This is a genomic window from Alteromonas sp. S015 (genome assembly GCF_036864485.1).
GTDB lineage: Bacteria > Pseudomonadota > Gammaproteobacteria > Enterobacterales > Alteromonadaceae > Alteromonas.
The window spans coordinates 57438-78461 of record NZ_JAZETO010000010.1; the positions used below are offsets into that span (position 1 = coordinate 57438).

Sequence of the window (21024 nt, forward strand, 5' to 3'; positions counted from 1 at the left end):
ACTAGCGCTTGTTTCGACTAAGAGATTTTGCGTAACATTCCTTCTGATTTTTTCATAATGAGTATGCCACTTCATGAATAGCGCTAAATTTTCATATTCGCACGATAGCATTTATATTTGGGATAGGGTTGTTCGACTGTGTCACTGGGGCATTGTTGCCGCGTTTACAATCAATTACTTTATTGCAGAGCCTGGCGGTCTCGTCCATGAAATCATGGGTTACGCGGCAATGGGGCTTCTGACTCTTCGCATCGCTTGGGGAATAAGACGCACAAATAGTAAGAGTGAAAATAGCGATACAGATTTTCACGCAAGCTTTTCCACCATTTCGCTAAGTAAACACGCCTTCAAAACACATATAAGCCATTTGAAGCGAAAGCAACTGCCTGCTAATCACGGCCACAATCCTTTTGGTTGGCTTATGTTCATGGCGGTTATTGCCCTTTTGTTTGGATTAGGCATTACCGGTTTTATGATGGAAGAAATAGATGCCCTTTTTGGCAACAGTGTGCTGGAGTGGACGCACAGTATAATGGCGGATGTGCTATATGGCTGTGTGATAGTGCACATCGCAGCGGTGTTTATTGTGCAATATGTGGGTAATATTCAACTGGTTCGCCCCATGCTTACAGGCTGGCGAAAGCGTTAGGTGGTTGCAGGACCTCTAGGGCCACCTTCCCTTGCTATGTGGTAACCGCTTATTGCTGCTTCAACTATCCAGCGGGCGCTTAGCCTCGCGCACTGCTTTTGGGTGCATTAGCTTTTCTAAGCGAGCCAAGTAAGACGAGATTTGCTGATGCTGTTTTTTATCGTTAGTCACCGAGTTATAAAGCCAGTGGTAAGCATCCTCATAATCATAAGGGCTTCCATAACCTTCCAAAAACAATTCCACCAAATGAATCTGCGCTTTTAGGTTTTTAAGCGCGGCGGCTTCGCGCAAATACACCACTGCGCGAGATTTATCTTGCTGCACAAGTGTACCTTTGGCGTAATAACGCCCAAGCTGCTCGAGTGCCGCAGGTAAACCTTGATTCGCAGCATCTTCCATATAACCAATACCACGAGCAGGTTCAGCGTCTACGCACACGCCCCAAGCCAGCATATCTCCCCACAAAAATTGGTAGGCAGGTATTTTAAGCACATCAGCGCGGGCTTCAATGTCTTGCACTAACTGGCATCGATCCGCCACTACTTTGTCTAAATGTGTATTGGCGTTAATCATTTCGATTAAGGCGTCTTGGCTGTATAGCTGAACTGCACGAAGCTCTTCAATCGTTTCTCCTTCAAAAGAATGAGTGGAAAAGCTCATCGCAGTGGCACTGATAAGTAAGGCTGTGTTTAGAATACGTTTCATAGCAAAAGAGTACGTGTTGATTACAGTGTCTTAGTTAAGGTATCGGCTAATTATAGATTATCTTAACTAAGACATACTTTTCTTTACGAATATACGAATAGATGCGCAAGTATCTGCAGCTAACTACGAGTTGATTTAAGCCTTAACCCGCTCAAACCACATTCAACCCAACGCCAGCCTTTTATTATCAGTGGCTATTTTTTCGTGGGCACATGGCCGATTGAATGTGGCGGGCGTGGTCGGCTAGGTCAATGCCTAAATCTGTTAGGTAACCGCCATCAGACTGGGTGATTAAGCCCTTGGCGTACAGCCTGGATGCTGCGTTCACCATGCTTTGACTCGCATCGTGATGAATTTTTAAACCTTGAAGTAGGCTGTCTGTAGGAAATTTCAGCAACAAATTTAATTCGTCTAGCATGTCCTGATCGAATGAACTCATGTAACCACCTTAGGCAAAAGGGTTAGAGGGTTTAGCGCGCTGGCCGCTACAAAAAATGCTTTGACACAAAAGCCTAAATCGAAGCGCGTATACCAAAGCACTGGTATCCCTAAATTTGTTAATATTCTTAACGCTTTCTTATATCACACCCAAATGGGACCTCTGTAAAGCGTAATTTTTCTGTAAAACGTTTAATCGTGTAAACACAACGCTTACTGATCGGACTTTGGCGCTAAATAGTATATTCTTGCCATAAATTGAGTTTGTGGATGCACCTGCACTGATGAAGTACAAAGATTTACGCGACTTTATTCGCCAGCTAGAAGCTAAAGGTGAATTGGTACGCATTGTCCAGCCCATTGATACCGACCTTGAAATGACAGAGATTGCCGACAGGACGTTGCGTGCCGGCGGCCCTGCGCTGTTATTTGAAAACCCAAAAAACCACGACATGCCTGTATTGGCTAATTTATTTGGTACGCCAGAGCGCGTAGCTATGGGGATGGGTCAAGAGTCTGTTGAAGCATTGCGAGAAGTGGGCAAACTACTGGCTTACTTAAAAGAGCCCGAGCCCCCAAAAGGGCTAAAAGATCTTTGGGAAAAGCTGCCTGTATTTAAGCAAGTGCTTAACATGCCTGCCAAAGTACTTAAAAAAGCCCCTTGTCAGGAAGTGGTGCTTACCGGTGACGACGTGGATTTATCAAAAATTCCGGTACAGCGCTGTTGGCCGGGTGACGCAGCCCCTTTGGTAACATGGGGTTTGAGTGTTACAAAAGGGCCGCATAAAAAGCGCCAGAATTTGGGTATTTACCGTCAGCAGGTTATTGGCAAAAACAAATTAATAATGCGCTGGTTATCGCACCGTGGTGGCGCACTAGATTTTCGTGAGTGGTGCCAAACGCATCCGGGCGAACCTTACCCAGTATCAGTTGCCCTTGGTGCAGATCCAGCAACGATATTAGGGGCCGTTACTCCGGTTCCAGATACCCTTTCTGAATATGCTTTTGCAGGTTTACTTCGTGGTGACAAAACCGAAGTAGTTAAGTCTATTAGTAACGACCTACAAGTGCCTGCCAGCGCCGAGATTGTGCTTGAAGGCTATATCGCACAAGATGAAACTGCACCTGAAGGCCCATACGGCGATCACACCGGCTATTACAATGAGGTAGATGATTTTCCTGTGTTTACCGTTACTCATATAACCCACCGCAAAGACCCTATCTATCATTCAACCTATACAGGCCGTCCACCAGATGAGCCAGCTATCTTAGGTGTTGCGCTAAACGAAGTGTTTGTGCCTATTTTGCAAAAGCAGTTCCCTGAAATCGTAGACTTCTACTTGCCTCCTGAAGGGTGCTCTTATCGCATGGCGGTGGTGACGATGAAGAAACAATACCCGGGCCATGCGAAACGGGTGATGATGGGTGTATGGTCATTCTTGCGCCAGTTCATGTACACCAAATTTGTGATAGTGTGTGATGATGACGTTAACGCGCGTGACTGGAACGATGTTATTTGGGCTATTACTACCCGTATGGACCCAGCCCGCGACACGGTAATGATAGAAAATACGCCTATCGATTACTTGGATTTTGCGTCCCCCGTTTCGGGGCTAGGCTCTAAAATGGGCATGGATGCGACAAACAAGATGCCCGGGGAGACCGACCGTGAGTGGGGCGTACCTATTGTGATGGACGAAGACGTTAAAAAACGTGTTGATGATATTTGGGACAGTCTTGGTATTATGTAGCGACTTTTTTAGCGCTACTTATTTTGTATTAAGCATGCGCTTGTTTTAAAGCGCATGAAAGGCGACACGCTAAGCAAGAAGGTTTAAAGAGAATACATGTCAGAGATTAAGTGTAAGGTTGCAAGCATCACGCCTTTAACCGAAGTGGTACAAAAAGTTGAATTAACGCCAGAAAGCCCGATTGAGTTTAAAGCGGGCCAGTACGCTATGGTGGTAATGGGCGAAAAAGATATGCGTCCATTTTCTATTGCTAATGCCGCGTTTGATAACACCCGCATTGAATTACACATTGGTGCAGAGCCTGGCAACAACTACGCTGGTGAAGTACTAGCGCGCATGCGTTCAGATGGCGAAATTATCGTAAATGTGGGTAATGGCAATGCCTTTTTGCAAAGCAATGGCCTGCCAATGGTGCTTATTGCTGGCGGTACGGGTTTTTCGTATACCTATTCAATTCTTCAAGAGCACCTTAATAGCGGTGATAAAACACCACTTACCCTTTATTGGGGTGGAAAACACGCGGCTGATTTGTATTTAGCCGACAAACTAACTGAGCTAGCTGAAGCAAATGAGCACTTCACTTTTGTTCCAGTAGTCGAGTTTGCTTGCGACGAGTGGAAAGGCAGAACGGGCTGGGTGCATCATGCGGTAATGGCAGACCACGCTGACTTTGCGAACGTTCAGGTTTACGTTGCAGGTCGTTTTGAAATGGCCAAAGTTGTACGCGACGACTTTACTCAACGCGGCTTAAAAGCAGAGAACTTGTTTGGCGACGCGTTTGCGTTTATTTAACCGCAACCGCTATATGCATATTCTGAAAGCCGGCTAAAGCCGGCTTTTTATTGCCTTATACAATTCATTATTAATACCAACTGCCGCTCTACTTTTCAGTCGCGATACCTTGCGATGACTAACCATAAAACACGGTTACTCTAATTGTAGCTTTACCACGTATTCGTTATGGTGAAAAGATAAACACTGGAGAGAACAATGATAAAAAACCTATCCGTCTCGGCTAGCATAAAAGCCAAGATAAAAACTACAACAAGATCAATAAGCCTTATAACTTCTGCCGTACTATTGAGTAGCACAGCCTCTTTCGCAGCATACGCACAAAGCGAGCAGCAGCAAGCGCTTTACGACATCGCTAAAAATGTTTCCGCCGAAAATATTGAAAAAGACATTACCACGCTGGTGAACTTTGGTACACGACATACCCTTTCAGAAACGGAGTCTGACACCCGTGGTATAGGCGCTGCGCGTCGTTGGATTAAATCTGAATTCGATAGAATTTCAGCCGAATGTGGCGGCTGCTTAGAGGTGTACTATCAGTCGGAAGTGATTAGCGGAGAAAAGCGTATTCCCGATCCGGTAGAAGTCGTTAGCGTTATTGCTATTCAACGCGGTACCACTGACCCAGACCGTTACGTAATCATGTCTGGCGATATTGACTCACGGGTATCAGATGTAATGGATTTTACCTCTGACTCGCCGGGTGCAAACGATAACGCATCAGGTGTTGCTGGTACTCTTGAAGCCGCACGAGTGTTGTCAAAGTACAAATTCAACGGCAGTATTGTTTATGCCGCGCTTTCTGGCGAAGAGCAGGGCCTTTTCGGCGGGCGTATTATGGCAAACCAAGCTAAGAAAGACGGCTGGCGAATTAAAGCCGTGCTCAATAATGACATGATAGGCAATATCGAAGGGGTTAACGGTGTGATTAACAACACCACCGCTCGCTTGTTTGCTGAAGGTACACGCGTAACTGAAACGGAAAAAGAAGCGCGCATGCGGCGTTTCACCGGAGGTGAAGTTGACTCACCAAGCCGTAACCTTGCTCGCTATATCGATAAAATCGCTGATAAATACATTGAGAATTTAGACACCATGGTGATTTATCGTTTAGACCGCTTTGGTCGTGGCGGCCATCATCGTCCGTTCAATGACTTGGGCTACCCGGGTATTCGTATTATGGAAACTAATGAAAACTACACCCGCCAGCATCAGGATCTTCGCGTAGAAGACGGTATTGCCTATGGCGACACCTTGGATGGCGTCGACTTTGATTACGCTGCCAAGCTTACTGGCCTTAATGCTGTTTCTCTTGCTGCTATGGCGTGGGCACCGAACCCACCTGCAAACGTAGAAATTGCCGGCGCGGTTCAACCTTCAACATTTTTAAAGTGGGATGCACTAGACGCTGAAGAGAACCCTCAGCTTAAAGGGTACAAAGTATATTGGCGTCATACTGATGCTCCGCAATGGGAATACAGTAAATATGTGGGTAACGTTACCGAGGCCATGCTTGAGAACGTAGTTATCGACAACTACTTTTTTGGCGTTGCTAGTGTGAATAAAGACGGTGTTGAAAGCGTTGTCGTTTATCCAGGTCCTGCGGGAAGTTTTGGAGAATAAGCGTTTAAATTGAGCTTACCTATACGCATCCAATCAAGTTCGTGGCTGTAAGCTGGTAACGAAACCGGCTTATCGTCACGAATGACTTTGCTCAACGAAAACCTGTCTAGACGTCAACATTACGCTCAATATATTGATGTCGCTTACATTTTGTTAATTTAGGCTATTGCGTGTTTATTGGAATTAAGCGAGTAACTGCATTACAGTGTAGTAAATGTATGACGGCAGTTCGGAGTTCACCTTTGGTAAGATTCAGCGCGTTCTCGCTCTCTATTTTCACTCAACGCCTTTCTTTATTGGGTATAAGCCTATCCCTTTGTTGCTTTAATGTTTCGCCATTGCATGCCGCCCCGACTAAATTGGGTGCAACTTCCTTCGAGACATACATCAGCGACGATGGCGAACCTGCTCGAATTAATGCACTGCTTGAAAAGGTGTTTCAAAAGGCAGAGTTGGATATTCAACTTCAGGTAATGCGCCAAGCTTTTCTGGGCAGCTCAGTTTTGACAGGGAAGTTAGACGGCGAATTTGCCTACATCAATTTGGGTGAAAACAGCAACGACTACGTGCTATCAGATATCTACTTACCCGTTTACCTTTACGCGGTAAGTAAAGAAGCGGACGTTGAAGCTATAAAACTTTTTCCTCATTTAAAAGACAATCGCGTCGCTATTGAAAATCGTTTTGCGAATACGCCTTCATTCAGACTGCTGAAAGAGATAAAGTGGTCGCGCAACCCCACCACTTTTGACGCATTTCGCCAACTTGCCGACGATAGAGCACCTTACTTAATTACCACCCAGCTTCTTGCGCGAGAGCTCAACATTTTACTTGCTAACGATAGTGAAGAGACCCTGCACTTTTCAGCAAAGCCTTTAGCAAAAACAGGGTTTCAAATAGCTATCAATAAAAATGCTGCGAGGGCTGAAAGCATTATTGCGAAATTTAACCAATCCGTATCGACATTGCAGAACAGCGGGGAGTTCAATGAGCCTCTCGCGTTAGCTTGGCTTACAAAGGATGTAAATGGCGATGGCGTAGCTGACTTTATTGGGCACAGCAGCATAACTACAAGCACTGACTTAATAGACACAGCCTACTCCCTTGATGGTACGCCTACCTCAGATAACAGCATGTTTTATGTTGACGGTAAGCGGTATACATCTTTGGAAGAGGCTTGCGCAGTACTTTTGGCTAAAGAAAGCTTATCGGTCCGCGAGTCGCTTTTAGACAAAACTGTCTACCAGCAGTTGCTTCGCCGCTGGTAGATGAATTTAAAACACGCCTTTATTGTGATGTTTCTGGTAAGTACATTTCCAAAATTGTTAGCAACTCTTCCCCATCAACCGGCTTAGATACATAGTTATTGAAACCCGCTTTTAGCGCTTTTACTCTGTCAGAAGTATAAGCATAAGCAGTAAGCGCAACCGCGCTAATCTTAGCGATTTCAGGGTTTTGACTAGCTCTCATTTTAAGTATCAAACCTAATCCATCTAATTCTGGCATACCTATATCGGAAAGTAACAAATCAAAAGCTTCTGGCATGTCGTTAAGCTCTTTCCACGCTAGCAACCCGTTTTTAACTACGTTAACGCGAGCACCATTAGATTCTAGAAAGAGTTTTATAAAGTCACGGGCGTCTTGCTCGTCTTCCGCCACCAAGATTCGCAAGCCACTTAAACGCAAAGACTTGGTTAAATCACTGATTTCACTATTTTTGGTTTCGATTATTTCATCATGCAAGCTCAGTGGCGCGATGGGCAGCGTTACATAGAATGTGGTGCCCGTGTTAGGTCCATCACTTTCTGCGTAAATTTCGCCGCCGTGCATTTCAACCAAACTTTTTACGATAGACAAGCCTAACCCAAGACCGATTTTATTGTGAGAGTCATTGCCTTGATAGAAACGCTCGAACACATGCGCCAGTTGCTCGCGAGTCATTCCCTTGCCGTTGTCTTTCACGCGAAACAAATAGTTTGAATGCTCTCTCTTACCACGCACATGTACAGTGCCGCCTTTTGATGTAAATTTGAGCGCATTGCTTAATAAGTTATTTATAACCTGCTTTATGCGTAAATTGTCGCCTAATATCTGGGTATATTCGTCTTCACAATTTATTGAGAGTTGAATATTCTTACTAGCAAAGCCTGCTTCAAATGACTTGGCTACCTCGGAAATAGACGAGGCAATATTTAGCGAATGGGTACTCAATTTCATGGTACCCGAAATAATGCGAGATAAATCTAAGATGTCGTTTATCAAGGCGGCTTGCGTAGATGCGGCGCGTTTGATTACCCCCAGCGCATCTCTCATTCTATCCACATTACCCACATCCATAAGGGCTAAGTCTGTCCACCCAACTATCGAATTAAGCGGTGAACGAAGCTCATGTGAGATACTTGCAAGAAACTGGTCTTTCGCCTTATCCAATTCTTCTAACTTACTGATTTGTTGATCTGAAGAGGCTTTAAGGCTAAGCGCATAGGGGATAAACAAGTGGTCGAAACCATCAATTATTAGCTTATCATCCTCACTCCATTCTACTGACTCATCAGCCACACTTTGTAAGTACAAATCAAAAGAATTACGGGGGGTTAATGACTTACCAATATCCTTTTTAGCCGCGTCTCGACCCGCCCAGCGAATTGTTTTGTCACGCTGTTCTCGAAACCATACGGTGAAGTAACCCAACTTGGCAGATACACAAGAAATGTACATACCGCGTATACCGTTAAGCGAACAGTTTTCAGAAACCTCATCTGCTAACCGGTTAATGGCTATTGACTGTTCTGAATCGCCGATAGAAAACTTGCCTAACAATCGGGTTAAGGTTTTTTCTGAAGGCGTTTTCCCAACAGAGTAATTACCTGTTGGTGTAACTACCGCCATACCACAAGCATCAGCAACTTCCAGCAAAGGGGTTTCCTTGTGCGATATAGCCTCGAGAGGGTTTGAGTAGGAAGTGAGTTGATGCACAATATTGTTCAGCTTACGCTGACGTGCTTGAAACTGCTCTTTCTTGGAATGAAGCGCTTTGGTATGCATTTGCCAGGCATAAAGGTGTCCAAGTGATTCGCAGACTAAACGCTTTTTCTGGTCGACGTATTTGGGCTCACTATTGTGGCAAGCGAGCAGCCCCCACAGCTTTCCTTCGAACACAAGCGATACGGAGAACGATGAACGAATACCCATATTTTTCAAGTAATTAATATGTATAGGTGAAACTGAACGAACCATGGACATAGAAAGATCTATCGGCGTGCGTTGCGCTTCAATTAAAGGTGGCTGTAGAGGCACAGGTTGCTCCTCAACATCAAATACACAACGCACACGGTTCTTAAGGTAGAGTTCTCGAGCTTGTTTAGGAATATCCGATGCAGGAAACTTTAGCCCTTTAAATGAACGCGAGTCTGGTTCAGCTGCTTCTCCGATGACTTCGCCGCAATAGGTATTATCAAACTGATAAACCATCACAACATCGAAGCCGATATAATCTTTAAATACCTCCGCTATCGCATCTGCGACGTCATCAATCGAGTCCTTGTCATCTACGTTAGGTAATAAGGCGCGAATATCTACATCCATTGGCACCCATTGCTGGGCCGCTTCATAACTCAACTGAGGAGTGGGTTCTAACTCTATTACCAGTAAACCATTTGAATCAAATGCAACGCCGCTGCCTTCCTTTTCCCAGTTATCTAGCCAAAGCGCATTTTTTGCAAATTTCCACTGATAGGCGTGGCGAACACTTCCACCTTTTACTGCGTTATGGATAGTTTTGAATGTGGGCGCATCTGCCGAAGGCACATCAATTAGGTCTGTGACTGGTGTTTCTCCTGCCACTATAGCTACTTTAAATAGCTCTTTTATGTTTTCACTAAATACCTGAATTTTTTTGGTATCAGGGTTTATCGCGATGACATATCCAAAGCTCTGAACGCTTTCGATTAAATGAATGGCCTCGTCTTCACAATTTTGAAGTGAAGGCTGTGAGTATTGATTTTGTTGCATTACCTTGCGCCGAGAAATTTGGAAAGCGAACTTTCATGATTAGAGCAGTAAATATCGCCACGATAACAACTTATCGTTAATAAATCATGTAATATCGAAGAGACTTTCTCGATTCACATTCATTAATTAACAAATTAAATATTGCTAATAACGTGCTTTATTATTGCTTTTTTTGATCTGACGCAATAAACTTTCAGTAATTTCTGAAACTTCTGGAATATAAAAATGAAAATGACGCCTTTAATTACTTCTGCGGTGATGCACTTTGGAGAAATGGGAAGTCGCTGGGGTTTTAATCGAACAGTAGGGCAAATTCTTGCACTTATTGTATTAAATGAAGAGCCTATTTCAGCACAAGAGGTTGCCGATGCGCTCAATATCTCTAGAGGCAACACCAGCATGGGTTTAAAAGAGCTTCAGTCATGGCGCTTAGTTAAACAGCACCATGTTCCTGGCGAGAGAAAGGAGTTTTTTATTCCCGCGGGCGATATCTGGACACTGGCGAACCGAGTATTTGAAGAGCGAAGAAAGCGCGAGATAGACCCAACCATGAGTCTACTGCGTGATTTGTTGCTTGACGCACCTGCCAATGAAAAAGAGGCAAGTGCACAACATAAACTGAACGAAATTCACGATTTACTCGAATCAATTACGGCATGGTCTGAAGAGCTTCAAAATCTTGGACCTGAAAAGTTAAACACGTTGATGAAGTTGGGTTCTGGCGTGGGCCGTATGCTTGAGCTTAAGGACAAGCTACTTCCGGGGAAAAACAGCGTTAACTAAGGGGGCCTTCTGTGGATGCATTCTTGCTGTCTCGTTTACAATTTGCGTTAAATATTAGTTTTCATATTTTGTTTCCAACCATCACCATGGCGATGGGCTGGTTTCTATTTTACTTTAAGCTGCGCTCTAATATTTCGGGTCACCCTGTGTGGATGCGTATGTATCGCTTTTGGGTACGTGTCTTTGCCCTAAGCTTCGCCTTGGGTGTAGTAAGCGGCGTCACCATGTCATTTCAGTTTGGTACTAACTGGCCTGGATTTATGGAGAAAGTAGGTAATGTGGCGGGGCCACTACTCGGTTATGAGGTACTTACCGCCTTTTTCTTAGAAGCCACGTTTTTAGGCATCATGCTGTTTGGCATACGCCGTGTTCCGAACTGGCTGCATACGGCTTCAACCCTCATTGTTGCACTTGGCACTACAACCTCTGCGTTCTGGATTTTGGCGCTTAATAGCTGGATGCAAACCCCGCAGGGCTTTGAAGTGGTCGACGGTGTGGTGTATGCCACAAACTGGAAGGAAATTATTTTTAACCCGTCTTTCCCCTACCGCTTTGTACACATGATGTTGGCGTCTGGTCTAACGGCCAGTTTCCTTATAGCCGGCCTTTCAGCCTACCGCATGCTTAAAGGCGACGATAAGCTTGCGCCCAAGCTCGCACTCAAAACAGCTACCTATACGGCAGCAGTGTTAATTCCTCTGCAAATTTTTGCTGGCGACATGCATGGTTTAAATACGCTTGAGCATCAACCTCAAAAGGTAGCAGCGATGGAAGGACTATGGGAAACCACTGAAGGTGCGCCCTTATTGCTTTTTGCAATTCCAGACGAAGAGAGTAAAGAAAATCATTTTGAAGTTCCCATTCCTTATGGTGCAAGCTTAATCCTTACCCATGAGCTTAAAGGCGAGATAAAAGGGCTAAACGAGTTTGAGGGGGAACATCCGCCGGTTGCCCCTGTGTTCTTCGGTTTTAGAGTCATGGTGGGTATGGGCGTGTTGATGCTTGCTGTGTCATGGCTTGGCAGTCTTTATCTTATGCGCAACAAAGACTTCCCCGTTTGGCTTAAACGCACGTTTGCAGGCATGGCGTTTAGCGGCTGGATAGCAACACTAGCAGGCTGGTACGTAACGGAAATAGGCCGTCAGCCCTATTTGGTAAGCGGTGTATTAAGAACCGCTGATGCCGTTACCCAATTACCACCGGCCAATATTGCGCTGTCATTCACGCTCTACCTTGTCATCTATACGGTACTTCTAATCGCATACATGGGAACACTTATGTTGATGTGCAGAAGAGCAGTTGAAATTGAAGAAATAACAACGGAAGAGCGGGAGGTTACTAAGGCAAAAATGCAACCTACTGACCCAGACCCGAGCACGGTTTAAGGAGAGTAAACATGTTTGAAAACGTATCAGCAGAAATGCTCGGAAATATTTATGTGGGTTTACTCGGCCTATCTGTATTGCTATACGCTATTTTAGATGGTTACGACTTGGGAGTGGGTGTACTGATTCCGCCAAGAACAGAAGCGTTTCGCGACGATATGATAGCCTCTATCGGCCCTTACTGGGATGCTAACGAAACTTGGCTTGTGCTTGCCATAGGTCTGCTGCTCATTGCTTTCCCTGAAGCCCATAGTGAGTTTTTACAAACCTTGTACTTGCCAGCAACCTTCATGTTATTAGGGCTTATTTTGCGTGGTGTAGCGTTCGATTTTCGCGCCAAGGTTGTGCAGGTAAAAAAGCGTAAGTGGGATTTGGTATTTAAATACGGTTCGCTTTTGACCACATTGGCTCAAGGTTACATGTTGGGTATTTACGTAACAGGACTTCGCACAGACATTTGGGCACAAGGCTTTGCACTACTCGCAGCATTTGGTGTCACGGCAGCTTACGCGTTTATCGGCTCATGCTGGTTAATACTTAAAGGCGAAGGTGAGCTTCAACAAAAAGCGTATTACTGGGCCAGAAGGGGTTTAGGGGTTCTGGCGGTAGGGATTGTCGCGGTAAGTATCGCAAACCTAACTTTACACGATGATGTGCGAGACTTATGGTTGTCTGCTCCTTGGGGTTATGTACTTTTTGCTATTCCACTGGCGTGTTTCGCGCTCCTAGCACTTTGTGGTGTGTTGCTTAAAAAACTGCCTGACGCGCACGGTAAAGGCGAATGGCTCCCGTTCTTTATCGCACTATTGGTGTTTTTACTTTGCTTCACCGCATTCGGCATAAGCTACTACCCGTTTATTATTCCTGGACAGATGACGGTGATGGATGCGCTTAGTGACGCAAGCTCTCTTCGCTTCTTGCTTGTAGGCGTAGTCATTGTAGTACCTATTATTTTGGCTTATACGGCTATGGTATATAAAATTTTCTCCGGTAAATCAGAGAAACTTTCTTACTACTAGCAATCGTTAATGGGACCGCAGCAGGTCCCAATTACTTGAAACAATAGTGAACATCATTGAAAGTCAGTGGTGTTCACTTACTATCCAGCACTATACTACACGCTATACGTAGCGAGTTTATTGCGGTTCCCGACGCCTTTCCTGTGCTTGTGGCATTTGCGGCGACCCGTATTACCTGCCAACGACCCCGAACTGAAAACATGCGATCAAAATATGATCCTTTGCCTCGAACAATGTATACCAATTAGTAGAGGTCGATTAGTTATGCCTAACCTATCCTTAGCATGTGAACGAAATTTCTAAATTGTTTAATGAAGAATATTTTGTTGACATCAAACTGTAATATTACTATATTTTATTTGGGGCAATTTTTACTAGAAGGAGCCAATACTATGGAAAACGTATTCCATTCGTTCTCACGGTTCTTCAAACGCGCGCACCCCTATACAGTCGCTCACTATATCGGCCGTAAAAATGCGCAGCGTATCTTAGGATGTAAAATTAAAAAGAAATCCAAGATATTTGCCGACCAGCACGTTGAAGACCAAAATCATTAATTTATATGGGGCCCGTCAAACCGGCCCCATTTTTTTAGCTCAGTTTAAATGTATTAACATTTGCCTGAAGCCCTTCCGCCAGCCCAGATAAACTATTCGCTTCACTGTTTACATTTATATTAGCCGCTTCTACTTCATCGCCTAGCATTTGAAAATCGAGTGCACCTTCGCGCGCTAACGACACTTGATCTTTTGCGTGTTGAACCAGTGCTGACGCCTCGTTGCTAACTTCTACTAGCGATAATATACTGTTGCGCCCACCCTCCAACGTGGCAACTAATTCGTTGGCAAGCGCCAGCGCATTGTGCGCCTTATCTTTATTTGATGTCATAGTTTGAACTGAATCGCGAATTGAAAGCACAATCTTTTCTAACATCGCATTAATCTCAACCGTCGATTGATGGGTTCTAGACGCCAATGTACGCACTTCGTCAGCCACTACAGCAAACCCCCTTCCCGATTCACCGGCACGCGCTGCCTCAATAGCAGCATTGAGTGCCAGCAAATTAGTTTGGTCCGCTATTTCTGCAATAGTCTTTACCACGCTAGACACATTTTTTCCGTCGCTTTGTAGTTGATCAAGTTTAGAAGCGGTTTTGTCAATGTCGAAGGTAAGATCGGTAATTGCACGGGCGGTGGCTTCAACGTCTGTTTTACCTTGTGCAATTTGCTCTGCACTGCCTTTTGCTTCACTTGCTGCGCGAACAGATAAGCTAAGGCTTTGTTCCATTTCATCAGACAAGTTATCCATTACAGATACCAACTGCTTGATGTCACCTTGGAAACTAACGATGGCTTGGGATGAGTGTAAAGTCGCGCTATTGAGAGTTTGCGAAGAATGGTTAAGGTTATTTACTGCGTTTTGAAGATCTGTCATTCCCTTTAGAAATACACTCAACAGACCTTGGACACTTTGCGTGATGGCGTGCAGTTCTTTTAAATTTTGATTTGGCAGTTTCGCTTTTAAGTTGCGCGTTTTTGCAATCTCATTAAGATTTTCAGCCATACCTTCAATTGGGTTAGCGATATTGGCTTTCGCAAGTACATAACCTACCACAGACACAATCAGCATAAGTATTATCAAACTCACGATGATCACTTGGCTTGAGTTGAGCTCAGATGAAATAGCCATGGTGCGCATGCTTGCCGCTTTTTCTACACCGTTACGTACCTCAATTAAATGCTCGTTTAGATCTGAAGCGGCAACAGTAATGACTTGAAGATTTTCACGCGCCGCATCCCAGTTTACTGACGATGCAGCCATGGTGCGTTGTAAAGCAGCGGCAGAAGCTACAAGTGCGTCAAACTTTTCCTTTGCCGTATTGCTTCCCATGTAACTAAATTGAGTAAACTGATCAGACGCACTTTGAATTAGCGCATCTTTTTGAGTTTGGTAACTGCTGCTATTAATGGTGGTGCCATACAAAGAATAGGCAATAAGCACTAGCTCTTTACTACTGCTTTGAATGTTATCTATTGCACTTAAGGAAGGCAGTGTTTCTGAAATATACGCTTCAACAAGCCCATCTACTTTGCCATTATTTTTAGTCAATACCACCGCTGCAATAACGGCTACTGCGACCACCAGTAAATAACCTAGCAGAATCCTTTGTTTTATGGTGTTAAACATGTGTTTCCCCTTTTTAATTTGGGCACGCTTTACACATGTTGCATTTCACAGCACCCTATTTTTGCCGCCGACAAACGCAATAAAAAGCACTTGTCCCTGAACAAAAATAGACCGCTAACACTGTTTTTTTATTTCAATTTTATAGCACTAAGTGTGGAGAGTTGCTGTTTGCATAGCAAACTTATATATGAGAAGTGAAAACGCCAGAAGAATGAAATCAAACAGGCGTTTATTCACATATGTACGATACTTTAGTGAGCCAACTTCGACCGTATATATAACAAAAAGCTCCTCTAGCGTTGATAGCTGTTACAGCCACCAAGGCTGGCTAAAGTCTATGTTCTCTGGTGATATCTCAAACTGAAAAGGCGGTTCAAAAACTTTCCAAAATGTTTCGCTTAGGGTTTTATCAATAATTTTTAACTCGCCATTATCGCGATAACGAGAAAGTAATGCACTGTATGCGTCTATTGGCATCATTGGGTTAGACTGCAAAAAAATTACTCTACCACCAAACTCTTCATACATTGCTTTTTCTGTTTGGTATTGCATGACCTGCTTTACCGCAATCTCATTAATAGGTGTAGATGATGTTTCATCCGTCATTTGACTTTCAAACGTTTCAATAAACTTTTCTACAAGCTGTTTGTTAAGTGAAATGCCTTGTTGTTTTGCATAGTTTTCTAACACTTTTTCATAAATTTTATTTGAGGCATTTGCTCGCACCACATAATCGAGCATTTGAGCATAGTTGTCTTTTGCCTGCTGCTTTAGCGTATTGCGCTCTTTTTCATCGGGCATTACATCTGAGACATTTATAGTGGTACCAAAAATCGTTGCCATTGGCGGACTGTCAGTTTGCAGGGCCTTTTGTTGAACACCGTGAACAAGTTGTATGTTAGATAACAAAAGAGCGGTAATAAATGAGACGCGAATGACAGATATGATGCGCATGAAGCACTCCCTTAAAAAGTATACACAATGAAAATCAACAGCCTGATGAGTAAAGCACTAATTACTATGCACGCGCAATACCTACTCGCCTAGATGCCGCAAGTAAACCGAGTGATTTAAGCTGGTACGTTTATAAGAAATGTAAGTCGAGAAAAGCTTGCCTTTGAAAAGGCAAACCAAAGTCGCTCGGTATGAGCAATGAAACAGAATTTTTAATATAGAAAGAAAAACGGCGGTCATAATGACCGCCGTTTTTGAATTCTTAGATAGCTTGCACGTTAGCAGCTTGAAGACCTTTTTGACCTTCTTCAACTTCAAATTCTACTCGCTGACCTTCTGGAAGCGTTTTGTAACCGTCAGAGATGATCGCACGGAAATGAACGAAAACGTCCTTGCCGCCGTTATCTTGAGTTAGAAAACCGTAACCTTTATCAGCGTTGAACCACTTAACTGTGCCTGTAACTTTAGACATGTCGTATAGACCTCAAATATCGTATTAAATTGCGCATAAGCGCGTGTAACTAAATTCTTTAGAGTCTTTAAATTGGCGGAGTATTGGGTCTTACTTACGAATGGACAAACAACTTACAACAAATTACAGGGTAACTCGAGTGGTTTAACATATAGCAAATAATACAAAATCGCGTCTCTTTAAAGACTTTGGCTTAAAGCCGAACCCACTATAACACTCTTCGGGACGATTACTATACAAATTAATTGATAAACGACGGATTTCATAAATATTTCACCGCAGCGTAACAAAAATTAATGTCCTTTTCGCCACGCTAAATACCAGCAAATCGCGCCGAACAGTCCAGAAAATACTGGAAAATACCAAGATAAATCATACATTGGCAATATTGTAGCCGTTAACACAAAGGTAGCTCCCACTACACTCAAATGAGTGGTCTGAGTTGTTTTCTTTTGCTCTTGCAGCAGTGCCAAATGGGCCCTTTGTTGTTGTAAAGGCAAGCGTTTCATCTGTTGTAAACTGTCGTACAGCAGGTCTGGCATTTCAGGTAGTTTTTCAGACCAGAAAGGTAAGTTGTCTTTCACTTTCCCCATCATTGCGGTAAAACCAATCTGCTCTTTCATCCAATTTTCAAGAAATGGCTTGGCAGTTTTCCATAAGTCGAGCTGAGGATACAGCTGACGACCCAAGCCTTCGATATACAGCAATGTTTTTTGCAGTAGCACAAGCTGAGGCTGCACAACCATATTAAAACGCCGTGCCGTATTAAATAGCTGCAGCAGCACGTTGCCAAAGGATATTTCTGCTAGTGGCTTTTGGAATATAGGTTCACATACCGTGCGAATGGCCATCTCAAACTCATCGATATTGGTATCTTGCGGTACCCAGCCTGAGTCGGCGTGAAGCTGCGCGACTTTGCGATAGTCGCGGTTGAAGAAGGCAATAAAGTTCTCAGCCAGATAGCGCTTATCTTCACGATTGAGCGTACCTACAATGCCAAAATCGATGGCGATATATTTGGGGTTTTCAGGGTGTTCGGTAGATACAAAGATATTGCCCGGATGCATGTCTGCATGGAAAAAACTGTCGCGAAATACCTGAGTGAAGAATACTTCAACCCCGCGCTCAGCCAGTTTTTTCATGTTGGTATTTTGAGTAAGTAAAGCATCAATATTTGAAATTGGCAGACCATAAATACGCTCCATTACCAATACATTACTGCGACAATAATCGCTGTAAATTTTTGGTACATACAGCGCGTCAGAACTTTCAAAGTTACGCCCTAACTGAATACCGTTTGCAGATTCACGTAATAAATCAAGCTCATCAACTATGGTCTTGCGGTATTCCACTACCACTTCAACAGGGCGCAGCCGCTTGCCGTCAGGCAGCCATCGCTGAAGCACATTAGCTAGGCTAAATAACAGCTCCATGTCTGCCACTATGGTATCGCGAATATCTGGTCGCAATACCTTCACCACAACATCTTCGTTGTTATACTTTAGTTTTGCCGCATGAACTTGAGCAATAGAGGCGGACGCCAGCGGCGCTTTTTCAAATTCGCTAAACAAGTCACTTAAATCAGAAAGTCCTAGCGCTTGCTTGATAATGTCTTGTGCAGCGTCAGATGAAAATGGCGGCACTTTGTCTTGTAGACGGGCAAGTTCGTTGGCGATAGCAGGGGGAAGCAAGTCTCTACGTGTAGAAAGCATTTGGCCGAATTTAATAAAAACAGGCCCAAGGTTTTGTAGTGCAAGCGTAATACGCTCGCCGGCTGACCTGCCCTTGTGCTTATTTCGCACCCAGAAAATGGTATGACGCATCGCTCGTGCGTACCAAGGCAACCACTTTGCTGGAATAAGTTCGTCTAAGCCGTGTTCCAACAATACCTTGTTGATTCGGTATAACCTAACAATACGCATTTATGAGCCTGTTTCTCTCAATTCTCTTTAAATTTTTCTTCTAAGCGGCGCAATCGCGCATCGGCACTTTCCACTCGATCGCGAAGCGCATTTACTTCGTCGCTAAAGTGCATAACCGCCAGCTTGTGTGCAGCAAGCTGCTTTTCTTCTACTACGGCGTTGCCAAATACTTTCGCCATGGACGCTAACGCTGACATCGATTTTTCATGCACGGTTTTTACCGTTTTCACGGTCTGATGGGCAATAACATCGTTGGTCTTTTGTGCCAGCAGTTCTTCAATGTCTATATTGAGCTGCTGAAACAACGCACTGACTTGCTGAGCAACATTTAGCTCTCCTTCCAAGAAGAGGGCTTTTTTCTGAATAAGACGCGTCAACTGGCTGGTTTCTTTTAACTCTGGCAAGGTTTGTAGCGACGTTTTGATACAACAGTCTTTCGGTCCAAGCATGGCTACGGCGTCTTCAAACGAGTTTTGTTCGCTAAGCACGTCGACACGGTTTGAAAATGACAGCGTGATACCGTAAGGAAGCGGCGAAATAAACGCAGTAAGCCTAGCGCCATTAAGCGTTTTTAGCCTTGCTTCGCTGGCTTCATCTAAAGACAGCAGTTTATTGATAACCGATTCAGCCGTTGCAGTAACCAGCGCAGAAGTAGACATTAAAACTTATAACCTCTGTGCAGCGCAACAATACCGCCGGTCAGGTTTTGATAATCACACTGCTCAAAGCCAGCCTGCTCAAACATACCTTTTAAGGTTTCTTGATCTGGGTGCATGCGAATGCTCTCCGCAAGGTATTGATAGCTCTCTGCATCGTTCGCCACCAGTTGCCCCATTTTTGGCAAAATATGGAACGAATACATATCGTAAAGTTTGCTTAACTGCTCTGACGTAGGCTTAGAAAACTCTAAAACCAGTAAACGGCCGCCAGGTTTTAGCACGCGAAAAATAGAGTTTAACGCATTTTGCTTTTCCGTTACGTTTCTAAGGCCGAATGCCATGGTCACCACATCGAAGTGGTTGTCGGGAAACGGCAATGCCTCTGCATCGGCTTGCACATAATCGATGTTGCTTACTAAGCCGCGATCGCGAAGCTTATCACGGCCTACTTTCAGCATAGACAAGTTGATATCGGCAAGGGTTACGCGCCCTGTTGGGCCCACCAAGCGAGAGAATTTAGCGGTTAAATCGCCTGTACCACCGGCAATATCTAATACCTTGTTGCCAGCGCGAACACCGCTGCAGTCTATTGTGAAACGCTTCCATAAACGATGCACTCCCATTGACATAAGATCGTTCATTACGTCGTACTTCGCTGCAACAGAGTCAAAAACATTGGCAACTAAAGAAGCTTTTTGCCCTTTATCCACCTGTTTGAATCCAAAGTGCGTTGTATGCTGAGTAGCATTGTCGATTGCAGAGTCTGCTTGCGTAGCGGGAGTTTGATTGTCGCTCATGACAGTCCTGTAATTTGAATATTTTTATTAATGCCGAAGTGTATAGGATTGTGTGCTCAAGCAAAAGCTTTATGCCTGACTGTCTCCTGATGTAAATCAAGCCGTTGGCTTTACATTAGTGAGCCTGTTAGGTGTAAGCTCGTCAATGTAGAAGACTAACGCAGCTCGCTCTAGGCTACCTGATTATTTGTGCCCCAGCTGTAGGCAACAATGGCACTGATCTCTTGTAGCGATCGGCTGCTTTGCTCATGCCATTGCGCAAACGCAGCATTGGCTGCTGACAGCGACTTTTTCGAGGTTAAACCACCGTCGATAATGCCATTCTTGCGCAAGTAATCTTCCACGTCACGAGAGAATAAAAACGTGTCTATGCCTAGTGCACGAAGCATGTAGGGGCCGGTGTTGCCACCTAGTCGCGCCCCGCGTTTTTTCAAAAACGCCCAAAGCTCAGTGATATTACCTTTTTCAAAGCCTGCTACGAAATTACCAAAGCTACCGTGCTCCAGGGCTACGTCTTTGATCATCATGGCATTGTCACGCACTGTCATCACTTTTTTATAGTTGCGAACAATGCGCTTATCTGACGCTTTTTGCTCTAGCATTTCATCGGGCATCAACAACACTTTATCAATGTCGAAACCGAAAAATACGGTTTCAAAATCGGGCCATTTTTGCTCGATGACTCGCCACACAAAACCTGACTGGAACACTTTTTTGGTCATCGCAGCTAGAAAGCGATCATCACTAATGGCTTCAATTTGTGCTTTTGAAAGCGGTGCTTGGAGCATAGCTTCAAGCACCTTCTCACCGCCTTTGCGCTCGCACGCTCGGTGGTAGATAGATTGAAAAGACTCTAACTTAGACTCTTTCACGTCTG

At 44.2% G+C, this 21024-nt stretch carries 19 protein-coding genes; 9 read left to right on the forward strand and 10 right to left on the reverse strand.

Features of this window, described 5'->3' with window-relative positions; translation table 11 throughout:
* Positions 1-73 precede the first annotated feature (73 nt).
* A complete protein-coding gene (locus V7R42_RS17640) occupies positions 74-649 on the forward strand; it encodes a cytochrome b/b6 domain-containing protein (protein WP_334021676.1) in 576 nt (191 codons plus the stop codon).
* Between the two features lie 60 nt (positions 650-709).
* On the opposite strand, the gene V7R42_RS17645 is transcribed toward V7R42_RS17640, so the two are convergent.
* A complete protein-coding gene (locus V7R42_RS17645; protein ID WP_334021677.1) occupies positions 710-1354 on the reverse strand; it encodes a tetratricopeptide repeat protein in 645 nt (214 codons plus the stop codon).
* A gap of 187 nt (positions 1355-1541) precedes the next feature.
* Positions 1542-1793, reverse strand: a complete 252-nt coding sequence (locus V7R42_RS17650; protein ID WP_334021679.1) for a TIGR02647 family protein — start codon at positions 1791-1793, stop codon at positions 1542-1544.
* A 283-nt stretch (positions 1794-2076) separates the two neighbouring features.
* Here V7R42_RS17650 and ubiD point away from each other — a divergent pair, with 283 nt between their 5' ends.
* From ubiD to V7R42_RS17670, 4 genes are all read left to right on the forward strand, one after another.
* Positions 2077-3543, forward strand: a complete 1467-nt coding sequence (ubiD, locus tag V7R42_RS17655) for a 4-hydroxy-3-polyprenylbenzoate decarboxylase (RefSeq protein ID WP_334021680.1) — start codon at positions 2077-2079, stop codon at positions 3541-3543.
* Positions 3544-3639: 96 nt separating this feature from the next.
* The gene (fre, locus tag V7R42_RS17660) at positions 3640-4335 is read left to right on the forward strand and encodes an NAD(P)H-flavin reductase (protein WP_334021682.1); all 696 of its coding nucleotides are present in this window, start codon (positions 3640-3642) and stop codon (positions 4333-4335) included.
* Between the two features lie 198 nt (positions 4336-4533).
* The gene (locus V7R42_RS17665; RefSeq protein WP_334021684.1) at positions 4534-5958 is read left to right on the forward strand and encodes a M28 family metallopeptidase; all 1425 of its coding nucleotides are present in this window, start codon (positions 4534-4536) and stop codon (positions 5956-5958) included.
* Between the two features lie 242 nt (positions 5959-6200).
* On the forward strand, positions 6201-7226 hold the full coding sequence (locus V7R42_RS17670; protein WP_334021686.1) for a substrate-binding periplasmic protein: 1026 nt from the start codon (positions 6201-6203) through the stop codon (positions 7224-7226).
* 19 nt (positions 7227-7245) lie between these two features.
* On the opposite strand, the gene V7R42_RS17675 is transcribed toward V7R42_RS17670, so the two are convergent.
* A complete protein-coding gene (locus tag V7R42_RS17675) occupies positions 7246-9969 on the reverse strand; it encodes an ATP-binding protein (RefSeq protein WP_334021688.1) in 2724 nt (907 codons plus the stop codon).
* A 225-nt stretch (positions 9970-10194) separates the two neighbouring features.
* Here V7R42_RS17675 and V7R42_RS17680 point away from each other — a divergent pair, with 225 nt between their 5' ends.
* The 4 genes from V7R42_RS17680 to V7R42_RS17695 all read left to right on the forward strand — a co-directional run bounded on the left by V7R42_RS17680 (position 10195) and on the right by V7R42_RS17695 (position 13713).
* Complete coding sequence (locus tag V7R42_RS17680) at positions 10195-10752, forward strand: GbsR/MarR family transcriptional regulator (RefSeq protein WP_334021689.1); 558 nt, start codon at positions 10195-10197, stop codon at positions 10750-10752.
* A gap of 11 nt (positions 10753-10763) precedes the next feature.
* Positions 10764-12137: a cytochrome ubiquinol oxidase subunit I gene (locus tag V7R42_RS17685; protein WP_334021690.1), complete on the forward strand. Its 1374-nt coding sequence runs from the start codon at positions 10764-10766 to the stop codon at positions 12135-12137.
* 11 nt (positions 12138-12148) lie between these two features.
* On the forward strand, positions 12149-13156 hold the full coding sequence (locus tag V7R42_RS17690; protein ID WP_334021691.1) for a cytochrome d ubiquinol oxidase subunit II: 1008 nt from the start codon (positions 12149-12151) through the stop codon (positions 13154-13156).
* 392 nt (positions 13157-13548) lie between these two features.
* Positions 13549-13713, forward strand: a complete 165-nt coding sequence (locus tag V7R42_RS17695; protein ID WP_014950935.1) for a hypothetical protein — start codon at positions 13549-13551, stop codon at positions 13711-13713.
* A gap of 34 nt (positions 13714-13747) precedes the next feature.
* Here the strand turns inward: V7R42_RS17695 and V7R42_RS17700 are convergent, their stop codons facing one another.
* From V7R42_RS17700 to V7R42_RS17730, 7 genes are all read right to left on the reverse strand, one after another.
* Positions 13748-15343 (reverse strand): methyl-accepting chemotaxis protein, encoded by a 1596-nt coding sequence (locus V7R42_RS17700; protein ID WP_334021693.1) that lies wholly within the window; start codon positions 15341-15343, stop codon positions 13748-13750.
* Between the two features lie 309 nt (positions 15344-15652).
* The gene (locus V7R42_RS17705; RefSeq protein WP_334021695.1) at positions 15653-16297 is read right to left on the reverse strand and encodes a hypothetical protein; all 645 of its coding nucleotides are present in this window, start codon (positions 16295-16297) and stop codon (positions 15653-15655) included.
* A 262-nt stretch (positions 16298-16559) separates the two neighbouring features.
* On the reverse strand, positions 16560-16769 hold the full coding sequence (gene cspE, locus V7R42_RS17710) for a transcription antiterminator/RNA stability regulator CspE (RefSeq protein ID WP_012519905.1): 210 nt from the start codon (positions 16767-16769) through the stop codon (positions 16560-16562).
* Positions 16770-17062: 293 nt separating this feature from the next.
* Positions 17063-18691 carry a ubiquinone biosynthesis regulatory protein kinase UbiB gene (gene ubiB, locus V7R42_RS17715; RefSeq protein WP_334021696.1) on the reverse strand — a complete coding sequence of 543 codons (1629 nt, stop codon included), beginning with the start codon at positions 18689-18691 and terminating at the stop codon, positions 17063-17065.
* Positions 18692-18708: 17 nt separating this feature from the next.
* Positions 18709-19350: a ubiquinone biosynthesis accessory factor UbiJ gene (locus V7R42_RS17720; RefSeq protein WP_334021699.1), complete on the reverse strand. Its 642-nt coding sequence runs from the start codon at positions 19348-19350 to the stop codon at positions 18709-18711.
* Positions 19350-20147 (reverse strand): bifunctional demethylmenaquinone methyltransferase/2-methoxy-6-polyprenyl-1,4-benzoquinol methylase UbiE, encoded by a 798-nt coding sequence (ubiE, locus tag V7R42_RS17725; protein ID WP_334021700.1) that lies wholly within the window; start codon positions 20145-20147, stop codon positions 19350-19352. The genes V7R42_RS17720 and ubiE overlap by 1 nt, the downstream gene beginning before the upstream one ends.
* Before the next feature lie 170 nt (positions 20148-20317).
* Complete coding sequence (locus tag V7R42_RS17730; protein ID WP_334021702.1) at positions 20318-21019, reverse strand: DNA-3-methyladenine glycosylase I; 702 nt, start codon at positions 21017-21019, stop codon at positions 20318-20320.
* Positions 21020-21024: the final 5 nt, after the last annotated feature.

Coding starts and splice junctions, on each gene's coding strand:
- V7R42_RS17640 (WP_334021676.1), top strand. CDS start 74: ATGAATAGCGCTAAATTTTCATATTCGCACGATAGCATTTATATTTGG.
- V7R42_RS17645 (WP_334021677.1), bottom strand. CDS start 1,354: ATGAAACGTATTCTAAACACAGCCTTACTTATCAGTGCCACTGCGATG.
- V7R42_RS17650 (WP_334021679.1), bottom strand. CDS start 1,793: ATGAGTTCATTCGATCAGGACATGCTAGACGAATTAAATTTGTTGCTG.
- ubiD (WP_334021680.1), top strand. CDS start 2,077: ATGAAGTACAAAGATTTACGCGACTTTATTCGCCAGCTAGAAGCTAAA.
- fre (WP_334021682.1), top strand. CDS start 3,640: ATGTCAGAGATTAAGTGTAAGGTTGCAAGCATCACGCCTTTAACCGAA.
- V7R42_RS17665 (WP_334021684.1), top strand. CDS start 4,534: ATGATAAAAAACCTATCCGTCTCGGCTAGCATAAAAGCCAAGATAAAA.
- V7R42_RS17675 (WP_334021688.1), bottom strand. CDS start 9,969: ATGCAACAAAATCAATACTCACAGCCTTCACTTCAAAATTGTGAAGAC.
- V7R42_RS17680 (WP_334021689.1), top strand. CDS start 10,195: ATGAAAATGACGCCTTTAATTACTTCTGCGGTGATGCACTTTGGAGAA.
- V7R42_RS17690 (WP_334021691.1), top strand. CDS start 12,149: ATGTTTGAAAACGTATCAGCAGAAATGCTCGGAAATATTTATGTGGGT.
- V7R42_RS17695 (WP_014950935.1), top strand. CDS start 13,549: ATGGAAAACGTATTCCATTCGTTCTCACGGTTCTTCAAACGCGCGCAC.
- V7R42_RS17700 (WP_334021693.1), bottom strand. CDS start 15,343: ATGTTTAACACCATAAAACAAAGGATTCTGCTAGGTTATTTACTGGTG.
- V7R42_RS17705 (WP_334021695.1), bottom strand. CDS start 16,297: ATGCGCATCATATCTGTCATTCGCGTCTCATTTATTACCGCTCTTTTG.
- cspE (WP_012519905.1), bottom strand. CDS start 16,769: ATGTCTAAAGTTACAGGCACAGTTAAGTGGTTCAACGCTGATAAAGGT.
- ubiB (WP_334021696.1), bottom strand. CDS start 18,691: ATGCGTATTGTTAGGTTATACCGAATCAACAAGGTATTGTTGGAACAC.
- V7R42_RS17720 (WP_334021699.1), bottom strand. CDS start 19,350: ATGTCTACTTCTGCGCTGGTTACTGCAACGGCTGAATCGGTTATCAAT.
- ubiE (WP_334021700.1), bottom strand. CDS start 20,147: ATGAGCGACAATCAAACTCCCGCTACGCAAGCAGACTCTGCAATCGAC.